This window comes from Clostridium hydrogenum, assembly GCF_021432385.1.
Taxonomy (GTDB): Bacteria; Bacillota; Clostridia; order Clostridiales; family Clostridiaceae; genus Clostridium_S; species Clostridium_S hydrogenum.
The window spans coordinates 158,500-173,876 of record NZ_JAEACT010000005.1; the positions used below are offsets into that span (position 1 = coordinate 158,500).

Below are 15,377 nucleotides of genomic sequence, written 5' to 3' on the forward strand. Positions count from 1 at the left end.
ATGAATAGACGTAGGTTTTCAATATGCTCGTTAATAATTTTAATAATGCTTACTATAAACATTGTATTTGGAGCTATACCGATACATGCTGCAACTAATGATATAAAAACGAAAAGTTTTAGTTTTGGAAGTGATGTTAATTTTAAAGGGGTATTTTCATCTCACTCTCTATATTTTACTATAGATAAATATTCCGTGCCTAAATCGGTACAAGCTAATATAATTTTTACTATTAGTCAATTAGTTACTGAAGCAAAAAATGCCACAATTACATTTTCTGTTAATGGAACTTCTTTTTACTCATCAAAAGTGTTTTATAAAGATAACACTGAAGAACAAAATATACAAGTATCCATACCAATGAATTTAATTAAATCAGGAATTAATGAATTTAAAGTGGAAACTTATTGTAGAATATCTGATGGATATTGTACGGATGATGTTAATAATGCCAATTGGATAACATTAAAAAAAGACTCCAGTATATTGATGCAATCTGTGGACAAGGAAAGTACAAATAATATTTCTGAATTTCCATATCCGTTTATAAAAGCCAATGAAGATAACAATAATAATGTCGCAATAGCAATACCTGATAATTATAATGAAGATGAATTGACGGCAGCACTTATGCTTCAATCCTATTTTGGAAAATTAAATGGAAGTGAAGGCTTTAAGGGAGTAGTCATGAAATATTCTTCTATACCAAAGGATAAAGATATTATATATATAGGAGGATTTAAAAGTTTACCTAGTAATATTAAGGCTTTATATGGCAGCAAAGTTTCAGCGGAAGATTATAATGGGGCTGCATTAATAAAAAGGTCAAATTCTCCTTTTAACAATGATGGAAAACTAATGTCAATATTAAGCGACGATGGAGATATGCTCATTAAGGCTATAAAGTTATTAATGAATAACGATTTAGTTAGCCAGATAAATACAGATACATTTAAAGTGGATAAAAGTGTAAAGGTAGATGAGAATCCACAAGAAGAATCGATAAATCTCACTTTCAAGGATTTAGGTTTGAATGAAATGCAATTAACAGGACCTTTTAGACAAAGTGCCTCGTTAAGCTATACACTTCCAAGTAATAGGGTTTTAGCTAGCGGTGCTAAAATAAAGCTGTTTGTAAGGTATTCTCAAAACCTAGATTTTGATCGCTCCTTATTAACAATATATATAAATGGAACACCTATAGGCAGCAAGAAATTAGAGAAAGATCTTGCAAATGGGGATCAGTTAGAATTGCCTATACCTAATGATGTAAAAATATCAAATTATATAGATATAAAAGTTGCTTTTGATTTGGAGCAAAAAAACTCAACTTGTGAATTTAGACAAGAAGAAACTCCTTGGGCACTTGTAACTGGCGATTCATACATATATATACCAAATAATAAATTAAATTTTTATAAATTTGAAACATATCCTCAGCCCTTTATTTCAGAAAGAGAGTTTAATGATGTTGCAATTGTAGTCCCAGAAAATTTATCTGAGGATGAGATTGAGGGCATAAGTAAGATGTTCTCATATATGGGCAACGACATGAGCTATAATAGTGGAAATTTAAAGGTTGTAGATGAAAAAGATTTTTCCAGTAAATATAATAACATGAATTTAATATTATATGGCACTCCCCAAAATAACAAGGTCATAAAAGCTTTAAATTCTAAACTGTGGTTTAAATATAATGATCAATATAATTCATTTATAGGAAATGAAAAATTATATTTAACTAATCCTTATGCTTCCAATATATCAGTTTTTCAGTTTGATGTGTCACCTTATAATGAAAGTAGAGCTGCATTAATACTGACATCGCCTAATGAGGATTTGCTTTTAAAATCATTACAATATTTAACTTCATCAGATGGTATATCAAAGATTTCAGGTGATTGTGCATTAATAGATAGCTATGGTAATGCAAGGAGCTTTAGGTTTAAGAAGGATAATACTAATTCCATGGTTGATAAGCTTCAATCTATAAAAACTAATGGAAAAGTGTTTATTGGATTCATTGCCATGTTATTAATCTTTAGTATACTAGCAGTGGTATTGTATAAGTATAAATATAAGAAATTTAAATAATATATTGTTAGAAATTGTAGATATACAACCAACATTATATTTATATTAGACTTTTTTGTTTATTTGGTAACTTTTTGTAGTATAATTCTCATATGTATTTTTATTTATTACAGAATAATGAGTTTGGAGATAGTACTTATGAAAAAAGCACTTATAGGAATAGTAGGAAATTTACTTATTGATCAAGGTGGGATGTTTCCTGGATATGAAAGAGCTTATGTGAATAATGACTATATACAATCAGTTGAAAAAGCTGGCGGAACCCCTGTAATGTTGCCAGTAATTTCAGATTATGAAAAAGTAAAAAATCAAATAGAAGCTGTAGATTCTATAATAATTTCTGGAGGCTTTGATGTTAATCCACTAATTTATGATGATGAGCCTTCACAAAAACAGGGCTTTTTATGTCCTGAGCGTGATGAATATGATCTTATGGTTATTAAAGCCGCTATGGAACTTAATAAACCTATATTAGGTATTTGCAGAGGAATACAAATTTTAAATGCAGCCTTAGGTGGAACTCTTTATCAGGATTTATCTCAAATAGAAGGCTGTTACATTAAACATGTACAAGAATCCAGACCAGAGGTAGCCGGACATAGTGTGGAAATTGTAAAGGGAACAAAATTGTATGATATCTTAGGAGAAAAAATTATAACAAATAGCTTTCATCATCAAGCAATAAAAGATTTAGCACCAGGCTTTAAAGTAGCTGCCCGTTCAAAAGATGGAGTCATAGAGGCCATAGAAAAAGAAGAAGGCTTTGTTATAGGCATTCAGTGGCATCCAGAAATGATGGCTAGAAAAGATAACAAGTTGATGCTTAATATCTTTAAAACATTGGTAGAAATATCAAGTAAGGGGGAGTAAAAATGGGGAATAATAAAAAATTAGGCTTATGGAGTATAATCCTTCTTGGTATAAATGGAGTAATAGGTACAGGCATATTTCTTCTTCCAGGAAAAGCAATGAAACTTATGGGACCAGGAAGCATCTGGGTGTATTTTTTTGATATGGCATTGGTTATGGCCATGGCGTTATGCTTTGCAGAAGTTGCAGGTTTATTTAATAAAAATGGTGGTCCCTATGTTTATGCAAAAGAGGCTTTTGGAGAATTTGTAGGCTTTGAAGTGGGAATCATGAAATTGGTAGTAGGTTTTATAGCTTGGGCTACTTTTTCAGTTGGATTTACTACTGCCCTATCTAATATTTGGCCGGCAGCCTCCACTCCTCTAGTTAAAAATTCAATAGAAATAGGTATAATTGTACTTTTATCAATTATAAATATTTTAGGAGTTAACTTTGCAAAAAATTTAAATAATATCATGACTATAGCAAAACTTGTACCCTTAGTATTATTTATAGCAGTAGGTATTTTCTTTATAAAAGGAGCAAATTTTGTGCCTATGTTTCCAACTAAAGTAACTCCATCAAGTTTTGGTGCTACAGCAATATTAATATTCTTTGCTTTTACTGGTTTTGAAGCTATAGCAGTAGCAGCTGAAGATATGGAAAATCCAAAAAAGAATGTGCCTGTAGCAATTTTAATAACTATGTTTTTAGTATCAATAATATATATATTAATTCAAGCAGTATCTATAGGAACATTAGGATCAAAGCTTGCAGAAAGCAGTACTCCAGTAGCACAATCAGCAGCTGTATTTCTAGGAGGCTTTGGAGGAATTTTAGTTACAGTTGGTACTTTAGTATCTATAGGAGGTATAAATATAGCAGAATCTTTTATACTTCCAAGATCAGCCATGGCTTTAGCTGAAGATGGACTTTTGCCTAGAATCTTGGCTAAGAAAAATAAATCGGGTACTCCCTATGTAGCAATCATAGTAACTGCAGTTTTAACTATTCCTATTGCTTTATCAGGAAGCTTTACACAACTTGCAGCAATAAGTGCAATTTCAAGGTTTACACAATATATACCAACCTGCCTTGCTGTTATAATTTTTAGGAAAAAGGGAATGAAATCTACTTTTAAAGTACCTTTTGGACCAATTCTTCCTATATTATCTGTAGGTATTAGCTGCTGGCTCTTAACTCAAGCAACTAAGGTTCAAATTATATGGGGACTTGGCGCAATAATAATAGGAATTCCCCTATATTTTATAATGAAAACTGGTGACAAAAAAACTTATAAAGCTTAATCAAATTAGTATAACATATCAGAGTAAATGGGCTGTTACACTAAAAATTGTTAAATCATGATTTTTAAATAGAACTAAAATGCATTGAGCGATGGCTGGTTCGGCTTGGCTTTAAATTTTAGTAATAGAATTTAAAATAAGTGATAATTTAAAAGAGGTAGTTACTGAAAAAGTAATTACCTCTTTAATATTATTTACACTTCTAGTATTATTAAGGTACACATTCATTCAACAAATTGAACAAGCCTGCTGTTTTCAATTTGATTTATTTTTACAAATTTAGTATAATATTTAAGTGATATATAACTATAAAATCTGGAGAGATGTCAGAGAGGTCGAATGTGCACGACTCGAAATCGTGTGTGCGGGTACCAACTCGCACCGTGGGTTCAAATCCCACTCTCTCCGCCAAAAAAACAACAAAAGTAAAAACTAACAAAATTAAAATAAATATGGGGCGCGGGTTGCAACTCGTACCGTGGGGTGAAAGGTCTAAATGACCTTTCACGGGTTGCTCACAGCGAGTAGCTGTGGTATAGCAACCCCGGCGAAATCCCACTCTCTCCGCCAAAAAATAACAAAAAGTAAAAACTAACAAAATTAAAATAAATATGGGGCGCGGGTTGCAACTCGTACCGTGGGGTGAAAGGTCTAAATGACCTTTCACGGGTTGCTCACAGCGAGTAGCTGTGGTATAGCAACCCCGGCGAAATCCCACTCTCTCCGCCAAAAAATAACAAAAAGTAAAAACTAACGAAATTTAAATAAATGGGGGGCGCGGGTTGCAACCCGTACCGTGGGGTGAAAGGTCTAAATGACCTTTCACGGGTTGCTCACAGCGAGTAGCTGTGGTACAGCAACCCCGGCGAAATCCCACTCTCTCCGCCAAAAAATAACAAAAAGTAAAAACTAACGAAATTTAAATAAATGGGGGGCGCGGGTTGCAACCCGTACCGTGGGGTGAAAGGTCTAAATGACCTTTCACGGGTTGCTCACAGCGAGTAGCTGTGGTACAGCAACCCCGGCGAAATCCCACTCTCTCCCCCACTTTATGAAAGTGTGATATTATGAAAACAATTGATGTTATATATTCACCAATCTGTGAGGCTAATGGTGCATTTTTAGGACAATTAGAGGAATGGATAAAAGATACTGATGTTAAAATAAATTATATTTCCATATGATAGTTTGACATTAAAAGAGATGGAATGTTACAAAACACAGGAAATTATAAGTAAAAAGGACAAGTTGGTTTTGGTATACCGAAAAAAGAAATGATAGATGAATTAATGTTTCAGCTTGAAAAGAAGTATTCTAAATTTACAAGGACTTTTAGATAAACTAGATGCCGGATTAGCCGGACCGCAAACTTTTAATTGGCTTGTGTTTTGTGCATTTGTTCCTAAAACTATTAATGAAATTGTCGTAAAGTAAAGAATATGGTTGTTTCAAAATAAAAATTTGAGACAACCATATTCTTTACTTTTTAACAGTACATTGAAATTTAACCGTTAGATGATCTGTATGATGATCACGCATAAAATCATTTAGTATTTTTGTTGGGTCGCTTTTATCATATTTTGAAGGATTGTTTTTAATGTATTCTTGCAAATCTGATTCTGAGTAATTTCTTGATAAAATTTTTACGTCAGATTGTGTTTGATTAATATTTTGATTTATAGGCTTTGCCTGACTTAGTAGCCTTTGATTTATAGCAGTTTTATTTTTTATGTTTTTGCTGTTATTATTTTTTGCAAATGAATTAAAGCCAATTAATGAACTAACCATAATTCCAATAGTTAAAAATCCAATAAGTTTATGTTTAGTATTCATTGTATCACACTCCCATTTTTTCATTATAAATTTATTTTACATCAATAAAATGTACAAGTAAACCATATTATTTATTATATGTAAAAATTAGTATAATGAAGTAGAAGTCCCTTTTTTTCAATCAATTATTTTCATTAATAAAATTATTAATATCTTCTTCAACTAACTTAAGTGAGCTAATCCAAAATTCTTCTGATGTTAGATCTATTCCAAGTGTAACAGCAGCATCTTCAACAGAGCATTTGCCTGAAATAGAAAGAAAATAATCAAAATTTTTAACAAAGTTAGATTTATCTTTTATGTAAGAAGCATATAAGCCTTTTGTAAATAATAATCCAAAGGCATAAGAAACCATATAGTAAGGACGATTAGAATAGAATAATTGGGGAAGTGTCATCCACATATATTTATCTATTGTTTCTTTATCGATACTAGTTCCATATGCTTCAGCAAAGGCGTTCTTTAGCAATTCACATAATTCATTATAAGCGAGAATTCTATTCTTTCTGATTTCTAGTACTTTTGATTCAAAATTATAATAGGCATATATGTCTAAGATAAGCTTAATATCTCTCATTAAAATTTCATTTAGCATGCTTAATTTTTCATTTTGGCTAGATATTTTTAATAGCTTTTGTTGCAAAAAGTTTTCAGTGAATATTGCAGCGGATTCCATAACAGCCAGTGAACAATTACTGTTAATACTAGCTTCTGTGTTTAGGCAAGCATAGTGATAAACATGTCCAATTTCATGAGAAAGCTGCAAAATGTTATCAGAAGTACCTGCAAAATTAAATAATATCCTGCTTTCTTTTAATGAATGTAAATTAACAGAAAAGCCGCCACTTCTTTTATTTTCCCTAGGTTCCGAGTCAATCCAATTTTCATCGAATACCTTTTTGGCAATAGAATACATGTTGCATCCAAAATCCTTTAAATTATCAAGTATTATTGATTTTGTTTCATCAAAGGAGTAGCATTTTTCATTTTTACCTAGAGGAGCAAATAAAGCATAAAATGGCAAGGCATCATCATATCCTAAAAGTTTTGCTTTATGATTTATTCCTTTTTGGATTGTAGGTAGATATTTTTTAATAACCTTGAACATTGTGGTTACTGTTACTTCTTTTAATTTATAACTATCCATTGCCATATGAAATACTGAGTTATAACCTTTAAGTTCTGCCTCAGTAATTTGTTCACCTTTTATGGAATTATATGCCCATGCAGCGGTTTCTGAAATTTTATTATAGGAGCTTAGTTTGGCTTTAAAAACTTTTTCTCTAATTTTTAAATCGCTATTGGCAGATAAACCTTGAAGTGCTTGAAGGGGGAGTAACTCTTTTTTGCCTTGTAATTCTATTTCAATTTTAAGGTTTGATAAGGCAATTCGATGAAGATTTTCCCATGCCATTGAACCAGTGCTTTTCATTTTGCCAAGCAATTTAACCTCATTCTTGGTTGGCATATGCTTTGCATTGTTTATAAGTTCACTAAGGTAGTATTCATAATCTTTAAAGCTTTTATGAATTATATCAGGTAGATTATTAATTGCTAATAACCAATTTTGAAATTCTCTTTCTGCTGATAGGATTTTAGGTTCAAAGGTTAGCATTTTATTAAGAGTTTGCATTGCTAAAGTATTCTTTGTATCAGCTGCTGATATTAAATATGAATAAGGCCCTAGTTTGCTGAGTAAGTCTTCGGCTTTGTTTTTAAAATCAATAAAATAGAGTATTTTACTTTGTATATTGTCATGATTTTTGAAGTTTATATTGATCCAATTGAACGCATTGTCGATAGTATTTTCCAAAAGCTTTGTATCTTCTGTAAATTCTTTACATTGGAGGGAGGGGTAAATATTATTTAAATTCCAATTCATTTAAGTTAAAGGCCTCCTTAAGATAATTCTTTAATAATAGTATATAATTAAATGCTAAAAAGTCAATTAATTGTAAATTCAATTTAATATGGGTATCGCCAACATCTCCGACTTATGTTGGCGATACCCCAACTTAAACTTGTAGCTAAAAAAACACAATATTAATATTGTTTTTAAATTAAGGTAAATATTGACAAAACATAACTACGGATTTATAATATGAAGTATACTTCATGTTATAAGGTGGTCTAAATATGAAAAATCAAATTAAAAAATTTCGGAAGGAGCATAATATGACTCAGGAGCAATTAGCTGATATTGTTGGCGTATCAGCAAGGACAATTATTTCATTAGAAAAAGAAATCTATAATCCGTCAATTTTACTTGCATATAAAATAGCATGTGTTTTTCACACTACAATTGAAGAATTATATTTTTTAAAGGAGAGCATAAATTATGATATATAATAAAAAAGGATTTATATCTGGAATATTTTTTCTATTTTTGGCGATTTGTAATGTTATTATACTTTTTATAAATCCAAACAAGATTAGTATACTATTCTTAATTATTTGCCTTTTATTTTCAATACCAGAAATTTTAAGAAGTTTAAATGAAAAATCCAGTAATAAAGATAAAGTGATAGAAGATGAACGTAAAATATATATTTATACAAGATCAGGCAATTCAACAGCTATTATTACGTTTTTACTATGTATTTTAATAATAATAGTGCTTACATTAAGCGGATCGAAATGGATAAGCACTAATTTAATTGCACCTATGATAACAATTTTATGTATTATTAGTTCTAGTATGTTAATAATATGGATTTGTTCATATATTTATTATAATAGAAAAGAATAGTTTATAAAATTTTTTGTTCATACCAAAACAATCTAAAAAGAATAAGGGGGCTATTACACTAAAAATCCCCCCCTATTCTTTTTAAATTAAAATGGTAATAAGATTATTATTATATTAGTCAAAATCCAATTTACATCTTCAGGCATTCCCATTGCTCTAAATGTTCTTGTTAGAAAATCTTGAATTGAATTAGATATACTTAAAAATTGGTTTGCAACTTTCATAAAGCCATCTAATTCAAGGTATTTTCTTAATGGGCCTGGAACTTTTGATACTATAGTAGTCCAATGTTCTACTATCCATTTAAAGGCTTTTTTCACTACTACGGTTGCAGCACTATTAGGATGAATCTCCTTATTTAAAGTACTGCCATTTATAGATTTGGCTATAGAAGATATACTGTACTTAACACCATTAATCTCAAAAGCATCTTTGTTTATTATTTTAATCTTGTCCTTATTTGAAGCAGAAGAGTATGTAGCCGAAGTGCTTTTTGAAGCCGCTTTGGCATCATAAACTGAAGTTAATATTAAAGATGCTCCCATTGTTATAGCTAAAGTTAAAGCTATAGTTTGAACTATGTGTCTACTTTTCATAATACCATCCCTCTTATAATATATTTAATTAATTATAATTAAATATATTATACTATTATATTGTATTTAATACAATAAATTACATAAATATATAATAAAAAATAATACAAAATAAAAAATGCAATTTAGCTTTATAACTAAATTGCATTTACTTCTTTAGCTCCAACTTACGGTAAGGAATCAATTAAAATCGGCAAAATGGTGCCTAATGAAATAAGACTTCCACCGCTTTTTTATATTTTAAAAAGGTATATTTGCAAAAACAAATTACACACTTGTTGTTTTGGGGCTTAACACATCTCTGAGAATTTCAGATATGGTTAATTTAACTTGGGGTGATGTTTTTGACTTTCATGATAAACACATCTTTTGATACTGAAGTATATTTCTTTCTTATTACATTTCAAGTATTGAAAAAACTATATACTAGCTTTCATACTAAAATCCTGGTTTTTAGTGCAAGCGTTTATTTGTTTTTGAATCTTAAAAGCGAGAGCTACTGTAAAAATTGTAGCAAGTATATCAGCAATAGGTTGGGCAAAGATGATTCCATTTAATCCAAAGGCTTTAGGTAAAATAAGTATTAAAGGAATAAAGAAAATACCTTGTCTTGAGATACTGGCAAGCATGCCCTTTAAAGCTTTTCCCAAGGATAAAAATACGGTGGCATATATAAATTGAACTCCAAAGGTTACATATGTTAAGCTGTTTGCTCGCAGGGCATCCGTTCCTATTGAAATAACAGAGGCATCATTACTAAATATAGAAATAATTTGCTTTGTAAATATGAGAAAAATGGCTTCAATGACTATACAAAATATAGTTGACCATTTCAGAGAAATAAAAATTGCTTCTTTTACTCGAGCATAATTTTTAGCACCATAGTTAAAACCTATAAATGGTTGAGTGCCTTTTGCATATCCAAAAATAACATAAGAGCCAAGGGCAATAATTCTAGTCATAACGCCCATTGTAGCAACGGCAGAATCACCATAGTGACTTGCAGCTGCATTTGTAAGTGACATTGCAGAAATCGATAATAATTGAAAAAAAAGCACTGCTATTCCTATTTTAAATATCTCGCTATAAATTTCCTTGCTAGGGCAAAATTGTTTTATAGAAATATGTAAATTACTTTTGCCAGAAGAGATGTACCAAATATAAAAGATAGTTGTAACAGCTTGAGCAAGTACAGTTGCAATTGCAGAGCCTTGAATCCCGAGATTAAAACTATATATGAATATTGGTTCTAAAATGGTGTTTAGTACTGCGCCTGTAAGCATTGCAGTCATACTAATTTTGGTAGCTCCTTCAGAGGATACGATATTATTCATAGCCACATTTATAACATTGAAAATAGAACCTGGAATATAAATAATAGCGAATTCATGTGCGTAAGGTAAGATTGTTGAAGTTGAGCCAAGAAGAACAAGAAGTTTATCTAGAAAACATAAAATTAAAATTATTACTATTGAGCCTACAATAATACTAGAAGTTAGTGCAGTTGAAGCTGTACGATTTGCTTGCTTGTTGTTTTTTTGACCAAGTAGCCTTGATATATAGGATGCAGAACCGCTTCCAAAGGTAAGCCCTAGGCCAAGAATTAATTGTAAAATTGGATATGAAATTGATACAGCACCCATCTCGCTTGTTCCAAGTCTACCAACAAAAATTGCATCCACAACATTGTAGAGGGAAGTAATAAATAGACCAAGAATAGTTGGAATTCCAAGTGAAAACAATACTTTTGTAATATTACCTTCATTTATTAGTTTAATTTTATCATTTTTTGAATTCATTTTTATAAAATCCTCCTTTTGTTATAAGAATAATAGGGTATATATGCTATACACTTTTAACAAAATTTAAAGCGTATAGCATCTAAACGCTTGGCGTAAAAAATTATGAAGAGCAATTAATAGAAAATTAGCTAAAATCTTTGTTTCTTACTTTATTTATAATTAGCAATTAATCCTTGTCGCGTAATTTTCTATATCTTTCTTCAAAGGAATTTAAAAAGTATTTTAAAAATTCTATATTGTCTTTGGAAGCATCTTTTATAATATCTTGAACCATTAAATCAAGTGTATTATGAAGTTCTTGATGATTTGCTTCAGCAACTTCGCCTTTAGGAGTTAAACTAAGTGATAATTTAGATAGATTATGAGAATTAGTTTCTTTTATTATAAAGCCCTTTTTATTAAGCTTATTTACAATTTGTGATACGGCTCCTTTCGTTACACCTAGTTTATCAGCTATTCCAGTTATATGAATACCTTCATTTTCTTTTATAATTGTTAACATATGAATTTCAGCATTAAATAAAGGTGTGTCTGTTCCATAGCAGCGAGTTTTTTTATGAAATTCATCGAAATTATAAAGTATTCTTAGTAAAATGTAGCTTATTTTATTTTTATTATTATTATGAATATTCATCATACTAAGAGTATATAGCTGCTAAACGCTTTTGTCAACTTTTTGCTTATTGATTAAATAACCTAATTGGCAAATAAAATTGCCTGCATATTATTTGCTAATTCTAAAGCACCATCACTTTCATCAAGTTCAAGCCACAATTCAAATGAGGTTAATACATATGATGCATAATGACGGCATATATATTCATTTGAAATATTGAATTTACTTTTGAAATTTTCATTTAATAAAAAATCCATGCAGCCTTTTATTAAAAGATTCTCTAAATTACTATGTAAATCGGCAAATTCTGTATGTACATTTAACAAGGCTAGTATCTTAGTTTTTTCTTTTGAAAGGTGCTTTAGCATACCAGAAAATGTTGTTGTAAAATCATTTATATTATTTAAATTAAATCTAATTTTAATATATGGTTTAAATTCATTTGAGAGTTCCTCAACCATTTTATTAAGTAAGTCATATTTGTCACTGTAGTGATCATAAAAGGTTGAACGACCAATTAATGCTTCATCGCATATATTTTGAACTGTAATATCTTTGAAGTTTTTTTCTAGTAGTAGATTACAAAAGGCATTTTTTATATTTTCATTTGTTTTTACGATTCTTAAATCAGTTTTACTAATCATCAAAGTCCTCCATAAAATAAAAATTTAAATAAATCTAATACATATTTTAATAGATTAAATTGTAAAGATAAAGAGATATTCCTAAATTAGTAGTTACTTTATAGAATAACTGTGAGATATCATACATTTTTGACTCTTGTGTATGATAAGCTTCAAAACATAAATAAAGTGGTTCTTTATATGAAAATGATTATCACTTATAATTGAGATAAAGTTTCTAATAGATATTTAAGGAGTGATTTACAATGTTTAAAAAATATTTAGAGAATGAACAATTTAATCTTCAGATCAATCGTTTTTTTGGAAAGTTTAATGATAGCAAAATTCAAGAATGTATTGAAAATATACTACCAAAGTTAATAAGCACAGATGCGTGGTATAGAGAATGGAGGAAGTTTGCAGAAGAAAGTGAAGCAAATAAAAACTTTGAATTGGCGGCTGCTGCTTATGAAGCAGGAGATTTTTATTTGACAGAAAATGATTCTAATAAGCTTCATATGTATAATAAGTATATAGAAAATGTTTATAAATATTATAAGGAAGCATCGTTTCCAATCGAAAGTTTTAAGATTCCTTATGAAAATTCATTTATGCCAGCTATACGTATGACCTTTAATAAAAATTATTCGAAGACATTACTTGTACATGGAGGCTATGATGGTTATATGGAAGAAATAGTACCAGTTATGTTTCTTCTTAAGGATTCAGGATATAATCTTATTCTTTTTGATGGACCTGGACAAGGTGGAGCACTTGTGAATGGACTAAGATTTATTCATAATTGGGAAAAGCCTGTATCCACTGTTTTAGATTATTTTCATCTAAAAGAGGCAAGCTTATTAGGAATTTCATGGGGTGGATATCTTTGCATGAGAGCTGCTGCATTTGAAAAGAGAATTAAAAAAGTAATTTGTTATGATATATTTTATCGAGGACTAGATACTATGTTTATATCAAAGGAATTAAAAGCATTAGAAAAGATGTTTGCAAGTGGGGAGAAAGATAAGGTAAATACTTTTGCATTATCAAAGATGAAGGATGATATTGATACTAGTTGGAAGTTCAATAAGGGAATGGAGAAGACAGGAACAAAGAATCCATATGATTTTCTTAAGGCTATTGAATTACATACACTTGAGGGTATAGAAAATCTTATAGATCAGGATGTGTTACTTTTAGCTGGGGATGAGGACCAATATGTACCTATTGAACAGATGGCTATATTAGAAAAAAGATTAGTAAATGCAAAATCTATAACAAAGAAAGTGTTCACCAGAGAAACAGGTGGAGAACAACATTGTCAAGCAGGAAGGGTAGATTTAGCTTATGCTGAAATGAATAAATTTCTTACGAAATAGATATTTGTAGTTGAGCTAGTTTTACTATATATAAATTAAACAGATGAAAAAATATTATAGACTGCGGTTATAAAATTAATTTTGTAACCGCAAGTTTTTTTTGCAAAAAAATTATTCGATGGCAAATGTATACTATTTACTGCTAAAGTACAGCTTAATACTGTTATTATTGTATAAACTAATATTTAGCGGTATAATATTGGTAAAGTTATAAAGAAGGTGGAAGCTTATGAATGATGATATTCTAAATCTTGAACAAGCAATCGAATTTTTAGGTGTCAGCGAAAAAACTCTTATAAAGCTGCTTCGAGAAGAGCACATTCCTGCACGTAAAATTGGTCGTGAATGGCGATTTAGTAAAGAGGCATTAATTAAATGGATTGCAGCTGGGGATTCAACTAATTATATAAATCAGAATGACCTGTATATGGTTTCTAAGGATACAGTTGGTGAAGCTAAAGTTTTATTCAAAAAAATAGAAGAAGCTATCTTGGGTATAGAGGAAAATGATAATAATCTCAAGAGTGTACTAAAGGACCTTGAGAGGGATATTACAATTCCTAAAGATGCTTCGCTTCGTATTAGTTATAAGCAGCAAAGGGAAATTGAAAAATTAGAATTTAAGATTTTTTGGGGGTTAAGGGGGGAATAAAAATGTGGATTTTTTTTGCCTTTGGTTCAGCTTTGTTCGCAGGTGCGACAGCTATTTTAGCGAAAGTTGGAATAAAAAACACAGATTCTAACTTGGCTACAGCAATCCGCACAATTGTTGTTCTTGTATTTTCTTGGCTCATAGTCTTTGTTGTTGGATCACAGCATACAATCAATTCTATTTCAAATTATACACTTGTATTTTTAATTCTATCCGGTTGTGCTACTGGTGCATCTTGGTTGTGCTACTTTAAAGCTCTGCAACTTGGTGATGTAAATAAAATTACGCCTATTGATAAGAGTAGTGCTATTCTAACTATTATTTTGGCATTTTTCTTTTTAGGGGAAAAAGCTACACCAATTATGGGGCTGGGAGTACTCGTATTTGCTATTGGAACCTATCTTATGATACAAAGAAAAGAATCAAAAGCACAGGATGTTAAGGGAAATTTATGGCTTTTTTATGCAGTCCTTTCTGCTGTATTTGCATCTTTAACTTCAATACTTGGTAAAATAGGAATACAAGGTGTGGAATCAAATCTAGGAACGGCAATTCGTACTATTGTGGTGCTAATAATGGCTTGGGTAGTTGTTTTTATTCAGAAAAAGCATACTATGATAAAGAATATTGATAGGAAAAGTTGGGTATTTATAATACTGTCTGGCGTTGCGACTGGTCTTTCGTGGCTGTGTTATTATCATGCCTTGCAAACAGGTAAAGCTAGTTTAGTAGTGCCTATTGATCAATTGAGTATTGTTGTTTCAATTGCATTTTCACGTGTTTTTCTTAAAGAAAGGCTTTCGGGAAAGGCATTTATTGGTTTGCTGTTAATTATATTGGGAACAATGCTATTGGTGGTTTAGACATACTTATATTG

At 30.4% G+C, this 15,377-nt stretch carries 15 protein-coding genes and 1 tRNA gene; 10 read left to right on the forward strand and 6 right to left on the reverse strand.

Features of this window, described 5'->3' with window-relative positions:
- The 5 genes from CUEA01_RS24265 to CUEA01_RS25050 all read left to right on the forward strand — a co-directional run bounded on the left by CUEA01_RS24265 (position 1) and on the right by CUEA01_RS25050 (position 5,684).
- A complete protein-coding gene (locus tag CUEA01_RS24265) occupies positions 1-2,094 on the forward strand; it encodes a cellulose biosynthesis cyclic di-GMP-binding regulatory protein BcsB (protein WP_234125016.1) in 2,094 nt (697 codons plus the stop codon).
- A gap of 138 nt (positions 2,095-2,232) precedes the next feature.
- Positions 2,233-2,964 carry a gamma-glutamyl-gamma-aminobutyrate hydrolase family protein gene (locus CUEA01_RS24270; protein WP_234125017.1) on the forward strand — a complete coding sequence of 244 codons (732 nt, stop codon included), beginning with the start codon at positions 2,233-2,235 and terminating at the stop codon, positions 2,962-2,964.
- Positions 2,965-2,966: 2 nt separating this feature from the next.
- Positions 2,967-4,250: an APC family permease gene (locus tag CUEA01_RS24275; protein ID WP_234125018.1), complete on the forward strand. Its 1,284-nt coding sequence runs from the start codon at positions 2,967-2,969 to the stop codon at positions 4,248-4,250.
- Between the two features lie 317 nt (positions 4,251-4,567).
- Positions 4,568-4,661: transfer RNA gene (locus tag CUEA01_RS24280), tRNA-Ser, on the forward strand.
- 888 nt (positions 4,662-5,549) lie between these two features.
- Positions 5,550-5,684: a hypothetical protein gene (locus CUEA01_RS25050; RefSeq protein ID WP_268906389.1), complete on the forward strand. Its 135-nt coding sequence runs from the start codon at positions 5,550-5,552 to the stop codon at positions 5,682-5,684.
- Between the two features lie 45 nt (positions 5,685-5,729).
- Here CUEA01_RS25050 and CUEA01_RS24285 read toward each other — a convergent pair whose 3' ends face one another.
- Positions 5,730-6,083, reverse strand: coding sequence for a hypothetical protein (locus tag CUEA01_RS24285; protein ID WP_234125020.1), 354 nt, complete (start codon positions 6,081-6,083; stop codon positions 5,730-5,732).
- A 121-nt stretch (positions 6,084-6,204) separates the two neighbouring features.
- On the reverse strand, positions 6,205-7,965 hold the full coding sequence (locus tag CUEA01_RS24290) for a M3 family metallopeptidase (protein ID WP_234125021.1): 1,761 nt from the start codon (positions 7,963-7,965) through the stop codon (positions 6,205-6,207).
- A 254-nt stretch (positions 7,966-8,219) separates the two neighbouring features.
- Between CUEA01_RS24290 and CUEA01_RS24295 the strand changes: the two genes are divergently transcribed.
- Together CUEA01_RS24295 and CUEA01_RS24300 are read left to right on the forward strand one after the other, a co-directional pair.
- Positions 8,220-8,432 (forward strand): helix-turn-helix transcriptional regulator, encoded by a 213-nt coding sequence (locus CUEA01_RS24295; protein WP_234125023.1) that lies wholly within the window; start codon positions 8,220-8,222, stop codon positions 8,430-8,432.
- Entirely contained in the window at positions 8,422-8,832 is a 411-nt protein-coding gene (locus CUEA01_RS24300) for a hypothetical protein (RefSeq protein WP_234125024.1), read from the forward strand. The genes CUEA01_RS24295 and CUEA01_RS24300 overlap by 11 nt, the downstream gene beginning before the upstream one ends.
- Positions 8,833-8,918: 86 nt before the next feature.
- On the opposite strand, the gene CUEA01_RS24305 is transcribed toward CUEA01_RS24300, so the two are convergent.
- The 4 genes from CUEA01_RS24305 to CUEA01_RS24320 form a co-directional block, all read right to left on the reverse strand.
- Positions 8,919-9,428 (reverse strand): hypothetical protein, encoded by a 510-nt coding sequence (locus CUEA01_RS24305; RefSeq protein ID WP_234125026.1) that lies wholly within the window; start codon positions 9,426-9,428, stop codon positions 8,919-8,921.
- A 419-nt stretch (positions 9,429-9,847) separates the two neighbouring features.
- The gene (locus CUEA01_RS24310) at positions 9,848-11,227 is read right to left on the reverse strand and encodes an MATE family efflux transporter (RefSeq protein WP_234125027.1); all 1,380 of its coding nucleotides are present in this window, start codon (positions 11,225-11,227) and stop codon (positions 9,848-9,850) included.
- 169 nt (positions 11,228-11,396) lie between these two features.
- Positions 11,397-11,867, reverse strand: a complete 471-nt coding sequence (locus tag CUEA01_RS24315) for a MarR family transcriptional regulator (protein ID WP_234125028.1) — start codon at positions 11,865-11,867, stop codon at positions 11,397-11,399.
- 59 nt (positions 11,868-11,926) lie between these two features.
- A complete protein-coding gene (locus CUEA01_RS24320; RefSeq protein WP_234125029.1) occupies positions 11,927-12,490 on the reverse strand; it encodes a TetR/AcrR family transcriptional regulator in 564 nt (187 codons plus the stop codon).
- Between the two features lie 245 nt (positions 12,491-12,735).
- Between CUEA01_RS24320 and CUEA01_RS24325 the strand changes: the two genes are divergently transcribed.
- The 3 genes from CUEA01_RS24325 (at position 12,736) to CUEA01_RS24335 (ending at position 15,363) form a co-directional block, all read left to right on the forward strand.
- Positions 12,736-13,848 carry an alpha/beta fold hydrolase gene (locus CUEA01_RS24325; RefSeq protein WP_234125031.1) on the forward strand — a complete coding sequence of 371 codons (1,113 nt, stop codon included), beginning with the start codon at positions 12,736-12,738 and terminating at the stop codon, positions 13,846-13,848.
- Between the two features lie 229 nt (positions 13,849-14,077).
- Positions 14,078-14,500 (forward strand): helix-turn-helix domain-containing protein, encoded by a 423-nt coding sequence (locus CUEA01_RS24330; protein WP_234125032.1) that lies wholly within the window; start codon positions 14,078-14,080, stop codon positions 14,498-14,500.
- Between the two features lie 2 nt (positions 14,501-14,502).
- Positions 14,503-15,363 carry an EamA family transporter gene (locus CUEA01_RS24335; protein WP_234125033.1) on the forward strand — a complete coding sequence of 287 codons (861 nt, stop codon included), beginning with the start codon at positions 14,503-14,505 and terminating at the stop codon, positions 15,361-15,363.
- Positions 15,364-15,377: the final 14 nt, after the last annotated feature.